We start from the raw sequence: 20788 nt of genomic DNA on the forward strand, positions 1-20788 counted from the left end.
GTGTCGGATATCCGGTCGGCTGGCGGGCTTTAAGGTCGGTTTTAGGAGGTTCGAATAGGTTGTTTCCCTAGGCGAATTTGATCGGCACGCATTCGGTTGGAAGGGCTTGAAGTTGGAAGGGCTTGAATAGATGGCGGCGGAAGTGACTTCCCTGGAGGCATTGCCCGGGGAGGAGGTGAGCGGCGACCTGACCCCGTATGGCGGGGTGGCGGCCGATGCGGCCTGGCGCGAGGAGGTACTGCGGCTCGCCGAGCGGCACGACGCGGTGATTCTTGCGCACAACTACCAGCGCCCTGAGATCCAGGAGATCGCGCACAGCGTCGGCGACTCGCTCGGCCTCTGCAAGATCGCGGCTGAGTGCGACTCCGGCACCATCGTCTTTTGTGGTGTTCATTTCATGGCGGAAACGGCCAAGATTCTTGCGCCGGACAAGCGGGTTATCATTCCGGACGCCCGGGCCGGCTGTTCGCTGGCCGACTCCATCACCGCCGCACAGTTGCGCGCCTGGAAAGCCGAGCACCCGGGCGCCGTGGTGGTCTCGTACGTGAATACAACGGCCGAGGTGAAGGCGGAAACCGACATCTGCTGCACCTCCTCCAACGCGGTCGAAGTGGTCCGGTCGATCCCGGCGGACCGTGAAGTCCTTTTCTGCCCCGACCAGTTCCTCGGCGCCCACGTCAAGCGCGAGACAGGACGGGACAACCTGCACGTCTGGGCCGGCGAGTGCCATGTGCACGCCGGGATCAACGGTCCCGAGCTGGCCGAGCAGGCGGCCGCCGATCCGGACGCGGACCTCTTTGTTCACCCCGAGTGCGGCTGCGCCACCTCTGCGCTGTACCTAGCGGGCGAGGGAATCGTGCCCAGGGAACAGGTGAGGATTCTGTCCACGGGCGCGATGCTCGACGCGGCGCGCGAGACCAAAGCGCGTTCCGTGCTGGTGGCTACCGAGGTCGGGATGCTGCACCAGCTGCGCAAGGCGGCGCCGGGAGTCGATTTCCGGGCGGTCAACGAGCGCGCCTCCTGCCGGTACATGAAGATGATCACGCCCGCCGCGCTGCTGCGCGCACTGCGCGACGGTGTCGACGAGGTGCACGTGGACCCGGAGGTCGCAGCGCGGGCCCGGGCGTCTGTGCGACGGATGATCACCATCGGCCGGCCGGGCGGTGGCGAATGAGCGATCCGCGTTGGGAGGCGCGCGCGGACCTCGTGGTGGTGGGGACCGGGGTCGCCGGCCTTACCGCCGCGCTCACCGCCGTTGAACTCGGGCTGCGGGTGCTGGTGGTGACGAAGGCCGGGCCGGGTGACGGCAACACCCGCCACGCCCAGGGCGGCGTGGCGGTCGTGCTGCCCGCCGCGCACGAACCCGGGGACACGGTCCAGCGGCACGCGCAGGACACCCACGCGGCTGGGGCCGGGCTGTGCGCCGAGGACGTCGTCGAGCAGATCGTCACGCAGGGGCCGGATGCGGTCGAACGGCTGCGCCGGGAAGGGGCCCGGTTCGATACGGGAACGGACGGCACGCTGGCCCGCACGCGGGAGGGCGGTCACAGCGCCTTCCGTATCCTTCGCGCCGGCGGCGACGCCACCGGCGCCGAGGTCGAGCGGGCGCTGCTGGCGGCCGTGCGGGACCGCAGCGTCGCCGTCCTCACCGGACACATCGCCGTGGACGTGCTGCGCACCCCCGGCGGAGAAGTGGCGGGCCTCGCCTTGCTGGACGAGTCCGCGGTGCCGGGACTGGTCGGCGCCCCGGCCGTGCTGCTTGCCACCGGTGGGCTCGGCCAGCTCTACCAGGCCACCTCCAATGCGGAGGGCGCCACCGGCGACGGACTCGCCCTGGCCCTGCGCGCTGGAGCGAGCCTGGCGGACATCGAGTTCGTCCAGTTCCACCCGACCGTGCTGTTCACCGGCCCCGACGCGCTTGGGCGCAGGCCGCTGGTGACCGAGGCGGTTCGGGGCGAAGGCGGCGTCCTGGTGGACCTTCGAGGTGAGCGGGTGATGGCCGGCGTCCACCCGCTGGCCGACCTCGCCCCGCGCGACGTCGTGTCCGCCGCTGTCACCCGCCGCATGGCGGAAACGGGCACCGATCACGTCCTGCTGGACGCCACCCACCTGGGACCGGAGGCGTTCGCACGGCGCTTCCCGACGGTCTACGCCATGTGTGTCGCGGCCGGGGTCAACCCTGGACACGAGCCCATTCCCGTCGCGCCCGCCGCTCACTTCGCCTGCGGCGGAGTCCTGGCCTCCATCGACGGCCGGACCGAGGTGCGTGGCCTCTACGCGGCCGGTGAGGTCGCGCGCACCGGGCTGCACGGAGCCAACCGACTCGCCTCCAACAGCCTGTTGGAGGGGCTCGTGGTCGGGGAGCGTGCGGCGCGTGCGGCTGCGGCCGATCTGCGTGATCGCGCTCCCGTCTCGGTAGACGCGGCCGTGTGGCAACGGCGCCTGACCGCCGTGCCGATCGCCGATCGGACCGTCCTCCAGCGGGCCATGAGCCGCCACGCGGGCATCGGTCGCACCGCCACTGGATTGGCGGAGGCCGCCGACACCATCGGCCCCGGCCGGCCGCGACCGGTCGACAGCGCCCAGGCGGTCGAGGACGCCGCGCTCACACTGGTGGCCCACGCCCTGCTCGGCGCCGCAGCCGAGCGGCGCGAAACACGCGGATGCCACGTGCGCACCGACTTCCCGGCGCTCGACGACCTCGCTTGGTGCCGATCGACGACAGTGCGTCTGGACGCTGCCACCGGCCGGCCGGCCGTCCACCGTCCGGTGCCGGTGGGCGAGGCGGCATGATCACCGAAGCGTGGTCGCCCGAGAGCGACGAGCGCCTGCGTGCCGCCGGCATCGACGCCGAGGATGCCCGCCGCGTGGTCCTGACCGCGTTGGAGGAGGACCTTCGCTACGGTGCCGACGCCACCACCGACGCCACCGTGTCCGCCGGTGCGATCGGTGAGGCGGTCGTCGGCGCGCGGCGGCCAGGGACACTGGCCGGCCTGCCGATAGCACTGGCCGTGCTCGACCTCGTCACCCGGGGGCGATACGAGGTCTCCGAGTGCCGGGCGGACGGTGAACAGCTCGGCACCGGCGATGTGGTGCTCCACGTGACCGCCACCGCCCGCGAGCTCCTGGTCGCCGAGCGGACCATGCTGAACCTGCTGTGCCACCTCTCAGGCATCGCCACCGTCACGGCCCGGTGGAACGAAGCGCTGAAGGGCACGGACTGCAAGGTCCGCGACACCCGCAAGACCCTGCCGGGAATGCGTCGGCTGCAGAAGTACGCAGTGCGCTGCGGCGGCGGCGAAAACCACCGCCACGGCCTCGGCGACGCCGTACTCGTCAAGGACAATCACGTCGTCGCGGCGGGATCGGTGGGCGCCGCACTGCAAGCCGTCCGTGCCCACGCCGGTGGCCTGCCCTGCGAGGTCGAGGTCACCACGCTCGAGCAGTTGGACGAGGTCCTCGCCCTCGGCGCCGACGAGGTGCTGCTGGACAACTTCACCGTCGACCAGTGTGCCGAGGCCGTCCGTCGCCGCAATGCCGCGGGAGCTCGGACCCGCCTGGAGGCGTCCGGTGGCCTGACCCTCGGCGTCGCCGCCGCCTATGCCCGCACCGGCGTCGACCTTCTCGCCGTCGGCGCGCTGACACATTCGGCACCCGCCCTGGATCTGGGGCTGGACTTCACCTCCTACACCGACGGAAGTGGAGGCCGCGATGCGTCGTCCTGAGACGATCGCCGCCGACGTTCGCGACAACCGCATCGCGATCGTCGGCATCGGATGCCGGTTCCCTGGCGCCGACGGACCGGAGTCGTACTGGCGGAATCTGCGGGACGGCGTCGAGAGCGTCACGTTCTTCGACGAGGCCCAGCTGGCGGCCGAGGGCGTGTCGCAGACCCTGCGCGACAACCCCGACTTCGTGCCGGCCCAGGCCGTGCTGGAAGACGAGTTCGCGTTCGACGCAAGCTTCTTCGGCCTCAGCCCGCGCGAGGCCGACATCATGGATCCGCAGCACAGGCTGATGCTGGAGTGCAGCTGGGAGGCCATCGAGGACAGTGGACGCCGTCCCGACCGCCTCGACGGCAAGGTCGCGGTGTTCGCCGGCGGCTATCGCAGCGACTACCTCCAGCACGTGCCCACCGGCGGTGACGCGGCGGCGGCCTTCGCCCGCGACGTCGCCAACGACAGCGACTACCTGGCCACCCGGGTTTCGTACCAGCTGAACCTGACCGGACCGTCGGTGACCGTGCAGACCGCCTGCTCGACCTCGCTGGTCGCCGTGCACCTCGCCTGCCAGAGCCTGCTGCTCGGCGAGTCCGACACCGCGCTGGCCGGCGGCGCCACGGTGCGGTCGGGCCACCAGCGCGGATACGTGTTCCAGCCCGGCGGCATCCTCTCCTCCGACGGACATTGCCGCGCCTTCGACGCCGCCGCCGAGGGTACGGTCATCGGAGAAGGTGTGGGCGTCGTCGTGCTACGTCGGCTGGCCGACGCGATCGCCGACGGCGATCCGATCCGGGCCGTGATCCTCGGCTCCTCCGTCGGCAACGACGGCAGCGAGCGGGTCGGCTTCACCGCGCCCGGAGTGCACGGTCAGTCCGAGATCGTCCGCACCGCCCTGCAACGTGCCGGCGTCCATCCACACACCATCGGCTATGTCGAGACGCACGGCAGCGGCACACCCCTGGGCGACCGCATCGAGGTCGACGCCCTCGACCGTGCCTTCCGCGACGCCGGCTGGCAACACGGCGAGTGCGCCATCGGTTCTGTCAAGACGAACATCGGTCACACGCATGCCGCCGCGGGCATCGCCGGCCTGATCAAGACCGTGCTCGCGCTCCAGCACCGAATGCTGCCGCCGACGCTGCACTTCGAGCGGCCCAACCCGCGCATCCGGTTCGGCCGCACGCCGTTCCGGGTCGTCGACCGGCTCACTGCATGGACGACAGACTCCGGACCGCTGCGGGCCGGCGTGAGCTCCTTCGGACTCGGCGGCACGGGCGCACACGTCGTCCTGGAACGAGCACCGGAGCCGGCCACCGCCGCGGACGACGGGGACCTGGACGGCTGGCATCTGCTACCGGTTTCCGCCAACACCGCCCAGTCGGCGGAACGGATCGCCGATCGGCTGGCCGCACGCCTCGCCGAGCACCCCGGCCTGCGGTTGGCGGACGTCGCCCGGACGCTGCAGTGCGGCCGGCGCCACTTCCGCCATCGGCGTCTGGCCGTTGCCCGTGACCTGGACGGGGCCGTCGCCGCATTGCGCGGTGCCACGGTTGACGCCTCGTTCGCCGGGGAGGCGGCGGACGACGGCCCGCCGGTGGCACTCCTGCTGACCGGTCTCGGGGACCAGTACCCCCAGATGGGACGCCAGCTGTATGAGACGGAACCGATCTTCCGTGCGACGGTCGACGACTGCGCGGCGCTGCTGAAGCAGCGATCGGGAATCGATCTGCTGGGCGCGCTCTACCCGGGACCTGCGCCCACTGACGACCAGGACCAGGGCCCCGACCTGCGCAGGCTCCTCGGCCGCGACACCGGCGCGGCCGGCGGGCTGAGCGAGACCGAACTGGCCCAGCCGGCCTTGTTCGTCGTGGAATACGCGCTTGCCAAGCTGTTGGAGCATTGGGGGGTCCAGCCGGACGCGCTCATCGGCTACAGCCTCGGTGAGTATGTGGCGGCCTGCCTGTCAGGCGTGCTCACGCTGGAGGATGCGCTGACCCTGGTGACCGTGCGGGCCGAGCTGATCGGCCGGCTCTCGCCAGGAGCGATGCTCGCGGTGCCGCTGTCGGAGGCTCGGATTCGCCCGCTGCTCGGTGGATCGGTCTCGCTCGCCGCGGTGAACGGGCCGGACATGTGCGTCCTGTCCGGCGAGCTCGACGCTATCGCCGGCATCGAGGCCGATCTCGGGGCCCGGGGCCTGGCTACGCGCCGGCTGAACGCCTCACGTGCCTTCCACTCCGTGATGATGGATCCGATCGTCGAGGAGTTCACCGAACTGGTCTCGGGCTTCACGCTCAAGGCGCCGGCAGTTCCGTATCTGTCCAACGTGACCGGTGACTGGATCACGGACGCCGAGGCGACCGACCCCGCCTACTGGGCACGGCACCTCCGCCAGCCGATCCGTTTCGCCGACGGTGTCGTCAAGCTGTGTGCGACGAAGGGCAGGGTCCTGCTGGAGGTCGGCCCCGGGTCGACCTTGGGCGGCATCGCCTTGCGGCATCAGTCGGCCGAGGCCGACGCGGGACGCCTCGTGCTCGCCACGCTACCGCCGTCGTTCGACCGCCGTTCAGCCGCCCGGTTCCTGCGCAGCACGCTCGGCAAGCTCTGGATCGCGGGAGTACCGGTGCGCTGGCCCGCGATCGGGGGCGGCAACACCAGGGTCGCCCTGCCCACCACGCCGTTCAACCGGCGCGAGCATCGTGTCACCCGCCGGTGGGAGACCGAGCAGGCACCGCCGAGGACCACTGCGCTCACTCGTAAGGAGAACCTCGCGGAATGGTTCTCCGTGCCGTGCTGGGAGCCGCTGCCGCCGCTGCCCGCCGGGGCCGGCGCCGCCGTCGAGCCTTCCACGTGGCTCGTGTTCCTCGACGACCTCGACGTCGGCGACCATGTCGTCGCGCGGCTGATCGAGCGCGGACACCGCGTGGCGGCGGTGCGGCCCGGCGAAGCGAGCCAGAACCTGGGCGACGGGCGCCACACGGTTCGGCCCGACCGGGTGGAGGACTACGCTGAGCTGCTGCGGGAGCTGGAGCGGACCGTCGGCACCCCCCGGCACATCGTGCACTGCTGGACCGTGACCAGCCCGCAGGAGAGCCCGGACCCCGGCGAACTGCGCCGGCGTGCCTTCGACAGCCTGCTGTTCCTGGCACAGGCGCTCGGTGGGCTCGGCACCACCCCGGACGTTGCGGTCACCGTGGTCTCCAACGACCTGCATCCGCTGGACGGCAGTGCCACGCAGCCGCTCAAAGCCCTGTTGCTCGGGCCCTGTCAGGTCTGGCCGCGCGAGGCGGCCGGCGTCGCCTGCCGCAGCGTGGACGTCAGCCTTGCCGCTCCGGCGAGTCGCCGCGACCCGCTTCGGGCCCTCGACGCCCTCGTCGAGCAGTTGCACCAGCCGGTCTCGGACACCCAGATCGCGCTGCGCGGCGCGGCCCGCTGGCGACGGACGTTTCTCCCCGCCGAACTGCACGGCACGAAGGCGGACAACCCGCGGCTGCGGCCGGGCGGCACTTACGTGATCACCGGCGGACTGGGCGGGATGGGCCTGGAGCTGGCCGGCCACCTGGCCCGCACGACCGGTGCGAACCTCGTGCTGCTCGGCCGTCACGGGCTGCCGGCCCGCGCCGAGTGGGACGATGTGGTCGGTTCGCCCGGGGCGGATGCCGCGCTCGTCCGCAGGATCGAGAGTGTGCGGCGGCTGGAGGAACTCGGCAGCCAGGTCGAGGTCGTCCGCGCTGACGTCACCGACGCTCCGGCGGTGGCCGCGGCCATGCGGTGGGCCACGGACCGCTTCGGAGCTGTGCACGGCGTCGTGCACGCCGCAGGCGTACCCGGCGGCGGCCTCATGCAGCTCAAGGACCCGGAGGCGGCCGCGAGGGTGCTGGCGCCGAAGGTGGCCGGCACCCTCGCGCTCCTTGACGCCTGCCGCGAGATCGCGACCGACCTGGATTTTGTCCTCCTGTGCTCCTCCCTGCTGTCCGTCACCGGTGGACTCGGACAGGTGGACTACTGTGCGGCGAACGCCTTCCTGGATGCGGTGGCCCACCACCACGAGGCACTCGGCGACCTGCCGGTCACGGCGGTCAACTGGGACGCCTGGCGCGAGGTCGGCATGGCCGAGCACGCCGCCGCCGGTGCCGTCGAGGCGCAGCACCCGACGGAAACCGGCCATCCGTTGCTGCCCCGGCGTCTCGGCCAGGCTGAGCAGCACGCGGTCTACGCGGCGGACTTCAGCGTCGAGGGCAGCTGGCTCGTCGACGAGCACCGGATGCTCGGCTACCCGGTCGTCCCCGGAACGGGACACCTCGAACTGGTGCGAGCGGCCGTGTCCGACCATTCCGGCGGCGAGCTGCGAGCGCTGTCGGACATCACCTTCATGTCCCCGATCGTGCTGGACGAAGAACGGTCCCGCGAGGTCAGGGTGGTCCTCGACCGCACCGGCGAGGAGTACGAGTTCTCGGTGGTCAGCCGGTACGACGGCACGGCGGAGTGGCAGCTCAACTCCACCGGCCGGGCGACCGTCGGCGACCGCGACGCCCCGCCGGCCGCACGACACCTGGACGTCGCGTCGCTCATCGGGACCGGCGGTCTGCGTCCGGTGGAGCGACTGGTGCACGAGGGGCCGATGGGCTTCTCGGGCCGATCCCGGTGCCTGGAGTGGATGTCCGGCGGCGATCGGGAGTTCCTGGCCCTGTTGGCGTTGCCTGAACAGTTCGCGCACGAGGTCGCCGACCTGCCCCTCCATCCGTCATTGATGGACCTGGCTACCGCGTTCGTCGGGCTGTACGCGGCGGAGGAGTTCCGAATCCCGATCTCGTACGGCCGTCTCACGCAATACGCGCCGCTCACGGCGCGCGTGTACAGCCATCATCGCTACGCCGTCGCCGACGATGCCGGACGCGAGACCCTCTCGGCCGACGTGACGATCACCGACCTGGACGGCCGGGTGCTGGTCGAGATCGAGGGGTTCGTCCTGAAGCGGACCGGCGACCTCACCGGGCGGCTGGCGGCCCTGTGCGGCGGGACGTCGGACAACATCGTCGCCTACCACTTCGCCGAGGCCGCCCGGGAGCGCGAGACCTCGGTTCCCGCATTTCTTCGTCAGCAACTGGAGCAGGGCATCCGGCCGGAGGAGGGTGTGGCGGCCTTCGACCGGATCGTGGCGGCCGGGCCGGGCCCCCAGGTCGCGGTCTGCACGCAGGATCTTGACGCGGTCATGGCACAGGTCGTCGCCGAGGGCGCACAGACGAGCCGGCCCGCGGCCCCGGCCGGTCCCGCGCATCCTCGACCGCTCCTGATGACCCCGTACACGGCCCCGAGGGGTGAGACCGAGGGCGCGTTGGCCGCGCTCTGGCAAGGTCTGCTGGGCCTGGACCGGGTCGGCGCGCACGACAACTTCTTCGAGCTCGGGGGGCATTCGCTGCTGGGAATCCAGCTCGCGGCCCGGTTGCGCGCGGACCTGGGCGTGGAAGTCGCCCTCGGCACCATCTTCAACGCGCTCACGGTCGCCGAACTGGCGGCGGTCGTGGAGCGGCTCAGGGACGAGGCCGGCTGATGGTTCAGCGTCTTCAGTGTCTCCAGTGGCCCGCCAAGTGGGCAGGCATCGATTACGGCATGGAGTGGAGAATTGGAATCGCTTCGCACGGTGGGTGTGGCCGGAGCTGGGGTGATGGGCCGCGAGGTGGCCCAGGTGCTGTCCCAGCACGGGCTGCGGGTGATCCTGGTCGACGTGTCCGACGAGGCGCTGAGAAGCGCACGCGAGGCCATTGAGCAGAAGGTCCGCTTTCGGGGACTGCTGGGGCTCGGCGGACCGGCTGTGCCTGTGGCGGAGGTGCTGGAGGGCATCACGTTCGCCACGGACTTCAAGCAATTCACCGAGGTCGACTTCGTCGTCGAGAACGTCACCGAGGACTGGGAGATCAAACGCCAGGTGTTCCAGGAGATCGACCGGCTCTGCCCGGCACACGCTGTCTTCGCGGTGAACACCTCGTGCATCCCCATCACCAAGGTCGGCAGCGCGGTCACGCGCCCGGACCGCGTCATCGGTACCCACTTCATGAACCCGGTCACCCAGAAGCCGGTTGTCGAGATCATCCGAGGGCACCACACCTCGGATCCGACCGTCGCCACCACACAGCGCCTTCTCAAGGCGATCGGCAAGGAGGGCATCGTCGTGAACGACGCGCCCGGCTTCGTGTCCAACCGCGTGCTCATGCTGACCATCAACGAGGCCGTTTTCCTGCTGCAGGAAGGTGTCAGCACCGTCGAGGACATCGACGCCATCTTCAGGACCTGCTTCGGGCACAAGATGGGGCCCCTGGAGACGGCTGACCTCATCGGTCTGGACACCATCCTGCACTCGATCGACGGCCTCTACGAAAGCTTCGCCGACAGCAAGTACCGGCCCTGCCCGCTGCTGCAGCGGATGGTCCACGCCGGTCTGCACGGCCGCAAGAGCGGCCGCGGCTTCTACGACTACGGCGGTCGAGCCACCGCCTGAACCGCCCCGTGCGGCCGGATTCCACACACACCATCACAGAGAGGCCCCGATGGACGCCACAAAGTCCGCCATCAGGGAATTCATCAACAAACACATCGGCAGCCGCGAGATTGCCGACGACGACGACCTGTTCGTCTCCGGGTACGTGAACTCGCTCTTCGTCATGCAACTGGTGATGTTCGTGGAGAGCACCCTGGCGACCCCGGTCGCCGACGAGGACCTGCACATGGACAACTTCCGCAGTGTGCACGCCATAGCGGACTTCGTGGCGCGGAAAGCGGCGCGCACGATGGTCGCCTGACAACCGCGGAGGGACGCACGATGCAGTTGACGGCCCAGCAGGAGCGCCTGCTCAAGGAAGCCCGGTCCTACGTGGCTGAGGAAATCGCCCCGTACGCCGGAGCATGGGACGAGCAGCAGGCCGTTCCCGACACGGCCGTCGCCGGGTTCGCCGCCCGCGGCCACCTCGGCGCACTGGTGCCCCAGGAGTACGGTGGTGCCGGACTTGACGCTGTTTCGTTCGGACTGCTGAACGAAGCGGTCGGCTACGGCTGCTCGTCGATGCGCAGCCTGCTGACCGTGCACAGCATGGTCGTCCACGCGGTGGCCCGCTGGGGCAGCGAGCGGCAACGCGCTACCTGGCTGCCCCGGCTGGCGAGCGGCGAGAGCGTCGGCGCGTTCGGCCTCTCCGAGCGGGAGGCCGGCAGCGACGCTTCGCAGCTGCGGACAACCGCGGAACAACTGCCGGAGGGCAACTACACCCTCAGCGGCCGCAAGATGTGGACCACCTTCGGGCAGCGGGCGGACGTCTTCCTCGTGTTCGCTCGGCTGGACGGCCGGATCACCGCATTCCTCGTGGAGCGCCGAGCGCCCGGACTGGAGGTCGTGCCCGTCTCCGGCATGCTCGGCACCCGGGCATCCCGACTGGCCGAACTCCGGTTCGACGACTGCCGGGTGCCGGCCGACGCCGTTGTCGGCCGGCCCGGATTCGGGCTGACCGCGGTGGCCCTCAGTGCCCTGGACGTCGGCCGTTACAGCGTGGCGTGGGGGTGCGTCGGCCTGCTCGCCGCATGCGCCGACGCCTCCGTCTCGTATGCACAGCAACGCCTCCAGTTCGGCAAGCCCCTGGGTGAGCATCAGTTGATCCGCCGCATGATCGCCGACATGGTCACCGACACGACGGCGGCCCGGCTGTTGTGCCTCAGGGCCGGCCGGCTGAAGGACCTGGGCGACCCGGAGACGGTGAACGCGACCTGGATGGCCAAGTACTTCGCCTCGGTCAAAGCATTTCGCGCGGCGGCGGACACCGTGCAGATCTTCGGCGCCGTCGGCTGCTCCGAGGGCCACCCCGCCCAGCGCATGCTCAGGGACGCGAAGGTCATGGAGATTATCGAGGGGAGCACCGAAGTGCAGCAGGACTATCTGGCGCAGGCCGCGTTGCGGGAGCGCGCTGGATGAGTGCGAACGGCAAGACGGTGAAGTGCGTCGTCTGGGACCTGGACCATACGGTCTGGGACGGCGCGCTCCTGGAGGACGATCGTGTCGCGCTACGACCCGGCGTCACCGAGGCCATCCGCACTCTCGATGAGCGCGGCATTCTCCACTCGATCGCCAGCCGCAACGACCATGCGGCCGCCATGGCGAGGCTCGAAGAGCTGGGCCTGGCCGACTACTTCCTCTACCCGCAGATCAACTGGGGCAAGAAGTCCTCGTCCGTGCGGGCCGTGGCCAAGGCGCTCAACATCGGCCTCGACGCTGTCGCGTTCATCGATGACCAGCCCTTCGAACGCGACGAGGTCGCCTTCGAGCTGCCGCAGGTGCGCTGTCTGGACGCGGCCGCACTGCCCGACCTTGCGCGGATGCCCGAACTGACGCCGCGTTTTGTCACCGAGGACTCCCGGATTCGCCGTCAGATGTACCGGGCCGACCAGGTTCGTCAGGGGGTCGAGGAGCGGTTCGACGGGGCTCAGGACCAGTTCTTGAGTACCTTGGGCATGCGGTTCGAGATCCGCCCCGCGGCCGAGTCCGATCTGCGGCGAGCCGAGGAGCTGACGGTCCGCACCAACCAGTTGAACACCACCGGCGTCACCTACTCCTACGAGGAACTCGACGCGTTCCGCGAGTCGGACCGGCATCTGCTGTTGACCGCGTCGCTCACCGACCGGTACGGCCCGTACGGCACTATCGGGCTGGCGCTGGTTGAGACCGGTGAGCAGGACTGGAACCTCCGGCTGCTGTTGATGTCGTGCCGAGTGATGTCGCGCGGAGTGGGCGTCGTTCTGATCAACCACATCAAACGCCGGGCCCGGGACGCGGGCGCACAGCTGATCGCGGACTTCGTGTCGACCGATCGCAATCGGATGATGTACGTCTCCTTCAAGTTCAACGGGTTCGCCGAGATCTCCCGCGACGAACGTGTCGTGCGGTTCGCCGCCGACCTGTCCTCCATCCCGGCAGACCCGCCCTACCTCGACGTTCGCGTAGTCGGCTGAGAGCCCCGGACCCGGCCTGCGTGCGCGCCACCGTGCCCCGCGGCAGCTTCGTACAGAGAGGAACATGATGCACCTCATCCAGAAGAAGGCCCTGGTCACCGGAGGATCCCGCGGCATCGGTCGCGGAGTCGTCGAACGGCTCGCCGCCGACGGCGCGGACATCGCCTTCACCTACCGCGAGCGAGAGGCGGACGCGAAGGAGGTCGTCGCGGCGGTGGAGGCCGCGGGACGTGTTGCGCACGCCATCCGTGTGGACCTCACCGACGTCGCCGAGGTGCGTCGAGCGATACGGGCGGCGCACCGCCTCCTGGGCGGCCTGGACATCCTGGTGAACAACGCCGCGGCGGCGGCCACGGCGACACGTATCGACGCCGCCACGGAGGAAGAGTTCGACCGGGCGATGGCGGTCAACGCCCGTGCCGTCTTCTTCTCCCTCCAAGAGGCGTCGAGCCTGATGAGCAACGGCGGTCGCATCATCAACCTCTCCACGGCCAACACCGCGTTGCCGGTGCCGGGCGTCTCGCTGCACGCCGGCAGCAAGGCGGCCGTCGAGCAGTACACCCGCGTGGCTGCTCAGGAACTCGGTCCGCAGGGCATCACGGTCAACACCATCTCGCCGGGGGCCACCGACACGGAACTGCTGCGGGCCAACATCACGGAGGAGGGCTTGGCGCTCGCCGTCAAGATGACGCCGCTGGGCCGGATCGGCGAGCCGTCGGACATCGCCGGCGTGGTGGCCTTCCTCTGCGGCCCGGACGGTGCCTTCGTCAGCGGCCAGAACCTTCGCGTGACCGGCGGCATGGTCTGATCCGCAGCGGCCGGGCCGCAGTGTGGGCGATCGAGCAACCCGGTTCCGGCAGGCGCCTGGTGCGGCGACCGACCCGTTGACCGCGCGCACGACCCTGCGGCTGTCCGACCTGTCCGGCCGGCGGCTGCCTGACGGGACGGCGGCAGACAAGGGCGGCACGGAGCGGCCACCGGCCGGCTACCGCAGCACGCTGGACCTCTCCCAGATCTTCAACCTGGTCGAGGTGGGCGGCATCGTGTGGATCCTGCCGGAGTGGGTGGCCCGGCGGTTCCCCCCGGCCGAACACCGCCTACCGGCCGGTGGAGGGACTGGAGCCGGTGACGCTGACGGTGGCCTGGCCGGCCGAGTCGCGCTCACCCGCGGTGGCGGCCTTCGTGCGGACCGCCAAACAGATCGCGCAAGCCGCCATCGGCGCCGAGTCGACGCTGGTGACCAATTCTGCCCACGCACTGTCGCGTCATTCCTCCGGCGACCCGGCAGGACCGGACGGCGGCCAGGGGCCGATCGGCCCCTGACGACCCGGTGACGCGCTAGCTGAGCGTGCGGGATGCGACCGGAGCGGACGGCACGGCGCCGCGGGGGAGGGGGACGACCAGCGGGGTGCCGGTGGCCGGGTCGGGGACGACGAGGGCGGCCAGGCCGAAGACATCGGCCAGCAGTTCAACCGTGAACACGTCGGCCGGGGTGCCCTGGGCGACGATCCGGCCGTCCTTCATCGCCACGACGTGGTCCGCGTAGCGCGCGGCCAGGCTCAGGTCGTGCAGCACCATCACGATGGTGCGGCCCCGCTCCCGGTGCAGGCGGGCCACCAGGTCCAGCACGTCGATCTGGTGGCTCAGGTCGAGGTAGGTCGTGGGCTCGTCCAGCAGGAGGATCTCGGTGCCCTGCGCGACGGCCATCGAGATCCAGGCCCGCTGGCGCTGGCCGCCGGACAGGGCGTCGACCGGGCGGTCCGCCAGGTCACGCATGTCGGTCCACTCCAGGGCCTCGGTCACGATCTGCTGATCGCCGGGGGACCACTGGCGGAACCAGTTCTGGTGCGGGTGGCGGCCGCGCATCACCAGGTCGGCCACGGTCAGCCCGTCCGGCGCGACCGGGCTCTGCGGCAGCATCCCGACAATGCGGGCCACCTCGCGGGTCGGGATGCGGTCGAGGCGGCGGCCGTCGAGCAGGACCTCGCCGGCACGCGGGCGCAGCAGCCGGCCGAGGGCGCGCAGCAGCGTCGACTTGCCGCAGCCGTTGGGGCCGACGACGGCGGTGACCGCGCCGTCGGGGACGTCGAGGTCGAGGCCGTCGACGACGATCGCGTCGCCGTAGCCGAGGCGCAGTCCCCGGGCGCGCAACCGGGCCCCGGTGGTCTCCGTCATGCCGACATCCTTCGATTCGTGCGGACCAGCAGCCAGAGTAGGTAGGGGGCGCCGACGATCGCGGTCACCAGGCCGACGGGCAGCTCCCGGTCGGTGAGCAGCGAGCGGGCGGTCAGGTCGGCCACGGACACCAGCAGCGCCCCGAGGACGGCCGAGACGACCAGTGGCGGGCGGGAGCCACCGCAGAGGCGCAGCGCGATCTGCGGCACCACGAACGCCACGAACTCGATCGGGCCCGCGGCGGCGACGGACCCGGCGGCGAGCGCGACGGCGGTGAGGACGACCGCGAGCCGTCCGGCCTGCAACCGTACGCCCAGCGACCGCGCCACGTCGTCGTCGAACTGCATGGCCTGCAGCGTGAACGACGTCGCGACGGCCAGCGGCAGCAGGACCGCGAGGGCGGCGGCGAGCGGCCGCACCTGTGCCCACTCCGCGCCGGCCACCGAGCCGTTGAGCCACACCGTGGCCCGGGTGGCGTCAACGATCTCGGCCCGGACCAGGAACCACGACACGCCGCTCTGCGCGAGCTCGCCGAAACCGAGGCCGACGAGGACCAGCCGGTAGCCGTCGACGCCGCGGCGCCAGGCCAGGACATAGACGAGCGTGGCCGCCAGGAGTCCGCCGGCCAGCGCCGCCAGCGGCACGGCGCCGGAGGCGGGGCCGGCGAGCACGATGACGGCGACCGCGCCGAGCGAGGCGCCGTTGGTGACGCCGAGCACGTCGGGGCTCGCGAGAGGGTTGCGGGTGAGGGTCTGGGTCAGCGCGCCGGAGACCGCGAGCGCCGCGCCGACCAGCAGCGCGGTGAGGATCCGCGGCAGCCGCAGGTCGAGCACGATGAGCCGCTGGGCGGGCGTGCCGCCGCCGAGCAGCACGTCGACCACGTCGCCGGGCGGGATGGTGAAGCTGCCCTTGCCGATGCCCACCACGGCGACGGCGACCGTGGCCACGAGGCCGGCCACGCCGACCGCGATCGAGCGCGCCGACACGGTTGTCGTGAACCGGCCCGCCCGCACCAGCCGGCGCCCGGCGGGGCGCACCAGCACGGCGGTCACAGCCGCACCACGCCGCGGCGGCGGACCAGCGCGATGAAGAACGGGGCGCCGACGGCGGCGAGGACGATGCCGGTCTGCAACTCGGCCGGACGGACCACGACCCGTCCCAGGACGTCGGCGCAGAGCAGCACGGCAGCGCCGGCGAGGGCCGAGCAGGGGATCAGCCACCGGTGGTCGGGTCCGGTCAGCGCGCGGGCGGCGTGCGGCACGACCAGGCCCAGAAACCCGATCGGCCCGCAGGCGGCGGTGGCCGCGCCGGTCAGCAGTACGACGGCGGCCACCCCGACCGCCCGGGCGGCGAACACCCGCTGGCCCAGCGCGCGCGCCACGTCCTCGCCGAGGCCCAGAGCGTTGAGGGCGGGCGCGTTGGCGAGGGCGAGCAGCAGACCGACCGCGAGGAACGGGGTCACCTGGACCGCGACCCCGGCGTCCCGGCCGGACAGTGAACCGACCACCCAGAAGCGGAAGACGTTGAGGCTCGCTTTGTCGGCCAGCAGCATCGACTGTGTGAACGAGGCGAGCAGCGCGCTGATCGCCATGCCCGCCAGGGCGAGCGCCACCGGTGTCGGGCCGCCCTGCCGCCCGGAGGCGATGCCGAAGACGAGCAAGCTCGCGAGCAGCGCCCCGGCGAAGGCGAACCAGACGTAGCCGGTGAGCGTGTCCACGCCGAGCTGGATGCCGATCACGACCGCGAACGAGGCACCGGCAGAGATGCCGAGCAGACCGGGGTCGGCGAGCGGGTTGCGGGTGTGGCCCTGCATGAGGGCACCGGCCGCGCCGAGTGCCAGGCCGACCAGCAGGCCGAGGATCGTGCGCGGCAGGCGCAGGTCGCGGACGATCGCGGTGGCCTGGGCGCCGGGCTCGGGGGCGACCACGGCGTGCCAGACTTCGGCCGGGCTGAGCGTCTGCGCGCCCACCGCGAGGCTCAGCACGACGGCCCCGGCGACAGCCGCGATCAGGGCGGCGATCGCCGCGCTCCGGCCGCGTACCAGCGGAGCCGGGCGGGCAAGCTTGGCATCGGCCGCCATAAGTTTCTTCCTTCCGACGTATCGCTGACGGGCAATGGAAGGTTAGCCTTACCAAACTTCGGACTCCATCTTGCCTCCACCGGAGATCTTCACTTAGGTTAGCCTAACCTAACTTCGAGTGTGAGGTCCGACATGGCCTTTTCCCTGCGCATGACCCGCCGCGCCGCCGCGGCCGGCATCGCTCTCGTCGCCGGACTCGCGCTGCTCAGCGCCTGCGGCGACGACACCAAGGAGACATCCGCGCCGGCGGCGTCCGAGGGGGCCGCAAGCTACCCCGTCTCCCTGACCCACAAGCTCGGCACCGCGACGATCCCCGCCGCTCCGAAGCGCATCGTCGCGCTGTCGGACGCGGACCTCGACGCGCTGCTGCTGCTCGGCGTGCAGCCCGTCGGCATCGCCGAGTCCTCCGGCGAGGGCGGCGTCACCGCATGGGCAAAGCCGCGGCTGACCGGCACGCCGACCGTGCTGACCGCCGGCGAGACCGGCTTCGACGTGGAGAAGATCGCCGCACTCAACCCGGACCTGATCCTGGCCGGCGGCGACTACTACATCGACGACGAGTACGCCAAACTCAGCAAACTCGCGCCGACCACCGCGTACGAGACCACCGGCGCCTTCGAAGACCCGTGGCAGGCCACGCTGCGCCAGGTCGCCAAGGCCGTGGGCAGGACGGCGGAGGCGGAGAAGATCGTCACTGACGTCGAGGGCAAGATCTCCAAGGTCAAGACCGACCACCCGGAGCTGGCCGGCAAGAAGTTCGCGATCACGCAGGTGTGGGAGGCCGGCTCGGTCGGTGTGCTGCGGTCCGACAAGGACGCCGGCGTGAAGATGCTCAACGACTTCGGCATGACCCTCGCCCCGGGTGTGGCGAGCCTGCAGGGCGAGGAGTTCGCCGTGCAGCTGAGCCTGGAGAAGGTCGGCGTCCTCGACGCCGACGTGCTGCTGGCGTACTACACCGAGGGCGGCCTGAAGACCGCGCTCGAGGGCAACGCGCTGTTCAAGAGCCTCAACGTGGTCAAGCGCGGCGCCTACGTGTCGCTGACCGAGGCCCAGTTCTCGTCGCTGCGCACGCCGACGCCGCTGTCGGTGCAGTACATCATCGAGAACGTCGTGCCGCTGCTCTCCACCGCCGCGAAGGTGGCTCCCTGAGTGTCCACGCGTGAGGTGACGGCAGGTCTCGCCGCAGCGGTTGTTGCGGCGGGGCCTCCCCCTGCCCCGCTGCTGTCCGAGCCGTGGTCGGCGCGCGAGCTGACGGTGGCCGGGTCCGATCCCGGGCTCGTCAGCGCGTGGATGAACGAGCCGCACGTCGCCCGCTTCTGGGGGCAGGCGTGGCCGCCGGACCGCTGGGCCGAGGCGATCGCCGAGCAGCTCGCGGGCGACTACTCCCGCCCCTACCTGGTCTCGTACGCCGGCGCGCCGGTGGCGTACGTCGAGATCTACCGCATCCCGCGGGACGTCGTCGGGCTGCGGTACCCCGCCGATCCCTACGACCTGGGCATCCACCTCGCGATCGGGGACCGTGACCGCACCGGCCAGGGGCTCGGCCGTGCGATGGTGCGCGCGGTCGCCGAGGGCTTGTTCCTCGCCGACCCGCGCTGCCGGCGCGTGCTCGCCGACCCCGACGAGCGGCACGAGGTCGCGCTGCGGATGTTCGCGCGGGCCGGATTCCGGTCGCTGGGCATCAGCGACCTTGGTCACAAGCGAGCTGTGCTGCTGTTTTGTGGCATGCCGCCGAAAGAGGCGTGAGGCGGGCTTTACGAAGCCGAAAAAGTAAGGTTAGCCTAACCTAAATCGACCGAAGGAAATCCGTATGACCGCACCCCTGAGCCTCGAACGTCTCCGCAGCGACGTCGCCGAGGTGCTGGCCGAGGAGCCCGGGAGCTTCGCCGACGACGACAACCTCATCGACCTCGGTCTCGACTCGATCCGGCTGATGAGCCTGGCGACCCGCTGGCGCGAGGCCGGCTATGAGGCCGGCTACCTCGACCTGGCACAGGAGCCGACGGTCGCCGCGTGGTGGAACCTGCTGGAGGGGAAGCGTTGAGCCCGATCATCGAGAACACCGACGTTGTGGTCGTCGGCGGCGGACCCGGAGGGTCCACTGTGGCCACGCTGCTCGCCCGGCGCGGCCACCGGGTCGTCCTGCTGGAGAAGGAGACCTTCCCGCGCTACCAGATCGGTGAGTCGCTGCTGCCGTCGACGGTGCACGGCATCGGCCGGCTGCTGGGGGTCACCGAGGAACTGGAGAAGGCCTCGTTCATGGTGAAGCGCGGCGGCAGCTTCCGCTGGGGAACCAACCCCGTGCCGTGGAACTTCCTCTTCGCCGTGGCGCCCGAACTGTCCGGCCCGACGTCCTTCGCCTATCAGGTCGAGCGGATGAAGTTCGACGAGATCCTGCTGCGCAACGCCGCGAAGCACGGCGTCGACGTGCGCGAGAACAGCCCGGTCACCGGCGTGATCGACGACGCCGAGCGGGTCCGCGGCGTGCGGTACACCGATCCCGACGGCATCGAGCACGAGATCCACGCGACGTTTGTCGTCGACGCCTCCGGCAACCGCAGCCGGGTGCACCAGCACGCCGGCGGCGACCGGATCTACTCCGAGTTCTTCCGCAACATCGCGCTCTTCGGCTACTTCGAGGGCGGCAAGCGGCTGCCGGCACCGGACTCGGGCAACATCCTGTGCGCCGCCTTCGACGAGGGATGGATCTGGTACATCCCGCTGTCCGACACGCTCACCAGCGTCGGCGCCGTGATCAGCCGCGAGCATGCCGCCCGGCTGCAGGGCGACCAGGAGCAGGCCCTGCTCGGCTTCGTCGACCGCTGCGCGATCGTCAAGGACTTCCTGTCCGACGCCACCCGGGTCGCCGAGGGCGTCTACGGCGAGCTGCGCACCCGCAAGGACTATTCGTACACCAACAGCACCTTCCACCGGCCCGGCATGGTGCTCGTCGGCGACGCGGCCTGCTTCATCGACCCGGTGTTCTCCACCGGCGTGCATCTGGCCACCTACGCCGGGTTGCTGGCGGCCCGCTCGATCAACAGCGTGCTGTCCGGCGACGTCACCGAGGATCGCGCGTTCGGCGAGTTCGAGGGCCGCTACCGTCGCGAGTACCGGGTCTTCTACGAATTCCTCTCCGCCTTCTACGACATGCAGAGCAACGAGGATTCGTACTTCTGGAAGGCCCGCAAGGTCACCAACGTCGCCACCACCGACCTGGAGGCGTTCGTCAGCCTCGTCGGCGGCGTGCACTCGGGTGAGAACGCCCTGACGGCCTTCCGCGTCTCGTCGGGCGCGCTCGCCGACGCGGTGGAGCGCACCGGCGACATGCAGACGCCGTCCGGTGAGCGCATGCACCACCTCTTCGGCACCCCCGTCGTCCGCGAGGTGATGCAGGAGATGAACAACATCCAGGTCCGCGGCATCCAGGGCGCCGCCGCCCGTGAACTGCCGCTGCTCGACGGCGGCCTGGTGCCCGCGTCCGACGGACTGTCCTGGGTGGAGCCCGCCGCGCTGCTGGAGGAGGCACGATGACGACCAACCCGTTCGAGGACGAGGACGGCACCTACCTGGTGCTCGTCAACGACGAGGGCCAGCACTCGCTGTGGCCGTCGTTCGCCGAGGTGCCGGCCGGTTGGCAGGCAGTCTTCGGCGTGGACAGCCGGGCCGCCTGCCTGGACTACGTCGAGACGCACTGGACCGACATGCGGCCCAACAGCCTGATCGCCCAGATGGACGCGACCGGCTGACCACCGTCGCCCACCGACTCCACCGCATCCCACCGCACCCGCCGCGCCCGTACGGCGCGGCGGGGCAAGCGCTGCGC

The 20788-nt window shown here is 70.8% G+C and carries 18 protein-coding genes; 15 read left to right on the forward strand and 3 right to left on the reverse strand.

Annotated features, from left to right (window positions below; genetic code table 11):
- The first annotated feature begins 130 nt into the window (after positions 1-130).
- From nadA to Dfulv_RS14675, 10 genes are all read left to right on the forward strand, one after another.
- Positions 131-1174 (forward strand): quinolinate synthase NadA, encoded by a 1044-nt coding sequence (gene nadA / locus Dfulv_RS14630; protein ID WP_259863507.1) that lies wholly within the window; start codon positions 131-133, stop codon positions 1172-1174.
- Positions 1171-2793 carry an L-aspartate oxidase gene (locus Dfulv_RS14635; protein WP_259863509.1) on the forward strand — a complete coding sequence of 541 codons (1623 nt, stop codon included), beginning with the start codon at positions 1171-1173 and terminating at the stop codon, positions 2791-2793. Before nadA ends, Dfulv_RS14635 begins: the two co-directional genes overlap by 4 nt.
- A complete protein-coding gene (gene nadC / locus Dfulv_RS14640) occupies positions 2790-3725 on the forward strand; it encodes a carboxylating nicotinate-nucleotide diphosphorylase (protein WP_259863510.1) in 936 nt (311 codons plus the stop codon). The genes Dfulv_RS14635 and nadC overlap by 4 nt, the downstream gene beginning before the upstream one ends.
- A complete protein-coding gene (locus tag Dfulv_RS14645) occupies positions 3712-9270 on the forward strand; it encodes a type I polyketide synthase (protein WP_259863511.1) in 5559 nt (1852 codons plus the stop codon). The genes nadC and Dfulv_RS14645 overlap by 14 nt, the downstream gene beginning before the upstream one ends.
- 114 nt (positions 9271-9384) lie before the next feature.
- Positions 9385-10215 (forward strand): 3-hydroxyacyl-CoA dehydrogenase family protein, encoded by an 831-nt coding sequence (locus Dfulv_RS14650; protein ID WP_259863512.1) that lies wholly within the window; start codon positions 9385-9387, stop codon positions 10213-10215.
- 49 nt (positions 10216-10264) lie between these two features.
- Positions 10265-10516 carry an acyl carrier protein gene (locus tag Dfulv_RS14655; RefSeq protein WP_259863513.1) on the forward strand — a complete coding sequence of 84 codons (252 nt, stop codon included), beginning with the start codon at positions 10265-10267 and terminating at the stop codon, positions 10514-10516.
- A gap of 20 nt (positions 10517-10536) precedes the next feature.
- On the forward strand, positions 10537-11673 hold the full coding sequence (locus Dfulv_RS14660; RefSeq protein WP_259863514.1) for an acyl-CoA dehydrogenase family protein: 1137 nt from the start codon (positions 10537-10539) through the stop codon (positions 11671-11673).
- Positions 11670-12707: an HAD-IIIC family phosphatase gene (locus Dfulv_RS14665; protein ID WP_259863515.1), complete on the forward strand. Its 1038-nt coding sequence runs from the start codon at positions 11670-11672 to the stop codon at positions 12705-12707. Before Dfulv_RS14660 ends, Dfulv_RS14665 begins: the two co-directional genes overlap by 4 nt.
- A 64-nt stretch (positions 12708-12771) precedes the next feature.
- The gene (locus Dfulv_RS14670) at positions 12772-13515 is read left to right on the forward strand and encodes an SDR family oxidoreductase (protein ID WP_259863516.1); all 744 of its coding nucleotides are present in this window, start codon (positions 12772-12774) and stop codon (positions 13513-13515) included.
- Between the two features lie 317 nt (positions 13516-13832).
- Positions 13833-14030, forward strand: a complete 198-nt coding sequence (locus tag Dfulv_RS14675) for a hypothetical protein (protein ID WP_259863517.1) — start codon at positions 13833-13835, stop codon at positions 14028-14030.
- Positions 14031-14045: 15 nt separating this feature from the next.
- Here Dfulv_RS14675 and Dfulv_RS14680 read toward each other — a convergent pair whose 3' ends face one another.
- The 3 genes from Dfulv_RS14680 to Dfulv_RS14690 are packed head-to-tail and all read right to left on the reverse strand — an operon-like array spanning position 14046 to position 16962.
- Positions 14046-14882: an ABC transporter ATP-binding protein gene (locus tag Dfulv_RS14680; protein WP_259863518.1), complete on the reverse strand. Its 837-nt coding sequence runs from the start codon at positions 14880-14882 to the stop codon at positions 14046-14048.
- Complete coding sequence (locus tag Dfulv_RS14685; RefSeq protein WP_259863520.1) at positions 14879-15934, reverse strand: FecCD family ABC transporter permease; 1056 nt, start codon at positions 15932-15934, stop codon at positions 14879-14881. The genes Dfulv_RS14680 and Dfulv_RS14685 overlap by 4 nt, the downstream gene beginning before the upstream one ends.
- Positions 15931-16962 carry a FecCD family ABC transporter permease gene (locus tag Dfulv_RS14690; RefSeq protein ID WP_259863522.1) on the reverse strand — a complete coding sequence of 344 codons (1032 nt, stop codon included), beginning with the start codon at positions 16960-16962 and terminating at the stop codon, positions 15931-15933. Before Dfulv_RS14690 ends, Dfulv_RS14685 begins: the two co-directional genes overlap by 4 nt.
- A gap of 132 nt (positions 16963-17094) precedes the next feature.
- On the opposite strand from Dfulv_RS14690, the gene Dfulv_RS14695 reads away from it, so the two are divergent.
- The 5 genes from Dfulv_RS14695 (at position 17095) to Dfulv_RS14715 (ending at position 20711) form a co-directional block, all read left to right on the forward strand.
- Positions 17095-18111 (forward strand): ABC transporter substrate-binding protein, encoded by a 1017-nt coding sequence (locus Dfulv_RS14695; RefSeq protein WP_259863523.1) that lies wholly within the window; start codon positions 17095-17097, stop codon positions 18109-18111.
- A complete protein-coding gene (locus Dfulv_RS14700) occupies positions 18112-18708 on the forward strand; it encodes a GNAT family N-acetyltransferase (protein ID WP_259863524.1) in 597 nt (198 codons plus the stop codon).
- A 64-nt stretch (positions 18709-18772) separates the two neighbouring features.
- Positions 18773-19006 (forward strand): phosphopantetheine-binding protein, encoded by a 234-nt coding sequence (locus tag Dfulv_RS14705; protein WP_259863526.1) that lies wholly within the window; start codon positions 18773-18775, stop codon positions 19004-19006.
- Positions 19003-20496 (forward strand): tryptophan 7-halogenase, encoded by a 1494-nt coding sequence (locus Dfulv_RS14710; protein ID WP_259863527.1) that lies wholly within the window; start codon positions 19003-19005, stop codon positions 20494-20496. Before Dfulv_RS14705 ends, Dfulv_RS14710 begins: the two co-directional genes overlap by 4 nt.
- Entirely contained in the window at positions 20493-20711 is a 219-nt protein-coding gene (locus tag Dfulv_RS14715) for an MbtH family protein (RefSeq protein ID WP_259863528.1), read from the forward strand. The genes Dfulv_RS14710 and Dfulv_RS14715 overlap by 4 nt, the downstream gene beginning before the upstream one ends.
- Positions 20712-20788: the final 77 nt, after the last annotated feature.

The organism is Dactylosporangium fulvum (assembly GCF_025137375.1).
Taxonomy (GTDB): Bacteria; Actinomycetota; Actinomycetes; order Mycobacteriales; family Micromonosporaceae; genus Dactylosporangium; species Dactylosporangium fulvum.

What these genes read in the sequence shown, in the direction of transcription:
- nadC (WP_259863510.1), top strand. Translation starts at nt 2,790, where the DNA reads ATGATCACCGAAGCGTGGTCGCCCGAGAGCGACGAGCGCCTGCGTGCC.
- Dfulv_RS14670 (WP_259863516.1), top strand. Translation starts at nt 12,772, where the DNA reads ATGATGCACCTCATCCAGAAGAAGGCCCTGGTCACCGGAGGATCCCGC.
- Dfulv_RS14660 (WP_259863514.1), top strand. Translation starts at nt 10,537, where the DNA reads ATGCAGTTGACGGCCCAGCAGGAGCGCCTGCTCAAGGAAGCCCGGTCC.
- Dfulv_RS14690 (WP_259863522.1), bottom strand. Translation starts at nt 16,962, where the DNA reads ATGGCGGCCGATGCCAAGCTTGCCCGCCCGGCTCCGCTGGTACGCGGC.
- Dfulv_RS14650 (WP_259863512.1), top strand. Translation starts at nt 9,385, where the DNA reads ATGGGCCGCGAGGTGGCCCAGGTGCTGTCCCAGCACGGGCTGCGGGTG.
- Dfulv_RS14665 (WP_259863515.1), top strand. Translation starts at nt 11,670, where the DNA reads ATGAGTGCGAACGGCAAGACGGTGAAGTGCGTCGTCTGGGACCTGGAC.
- Dfulv_RS14680 (WP_259863518.1), bottom strand. Translation starts at nt 14,882, where the DNA reads ATGACGGAGACCACCGGGGCCCGGTTGCGCGCCCGGGGACTGCGCCTC.
- Dfulv_RS14645 (WP_259863511.1), top strand. Translation starts at nt 3,712, where the DNA reads ATGCGTCGTCCTGAGACGATCGCCGCCGACGTTCGCGACAACCGCATC.
- Dfulv_RS14695 (WP_259863523.1), top strand. Translation starts at nt 17,095, where the DNA reads ATGGCCTTTTCCCTGCGCATGACCCGCCGCGCCGCCGCGGCCGGCATC.
- Dfulv_RS14655 (WP_259863513.1), top strand. Translation starts at nt 10,265, where the DNA reads ATGGACGCCACAAAGTCCGCCATCAGGGAATTCATCAACAAACACATC.
- Dfulv_RS14715 (WP_259863528.1), top strand. Translation starts at nt 20,493, where the DNA reads ATGACGACCAACCCGTTCGAGGACGAGGACGGCACCTACCTGGTGCTC.
- nadA (WP_259863507.1), top strand. Translation starts at nt 131, where the DNA reads ATGGCGGCGGAAGTGACTTCCCTGGAGGCATTGCCCGGGGAGGAGGTG.
- Dfulv_RS14705 (WP_259863526.1), top strand. Translation starts at nt 18,773, where the DNA reads ATGACCGCACCCCTGAGCCTCGAACGTCTCCGCAGCGACGTCGCCGAG.
- Dfulv_RS14635 (WP_259863509.1), top strand. Translation starts at nt 1,171, where the DNA reads ATGAGCGATCCGCGTTGGGAGGCGCGCGCGGACCTCGTGGTGGTGGGG.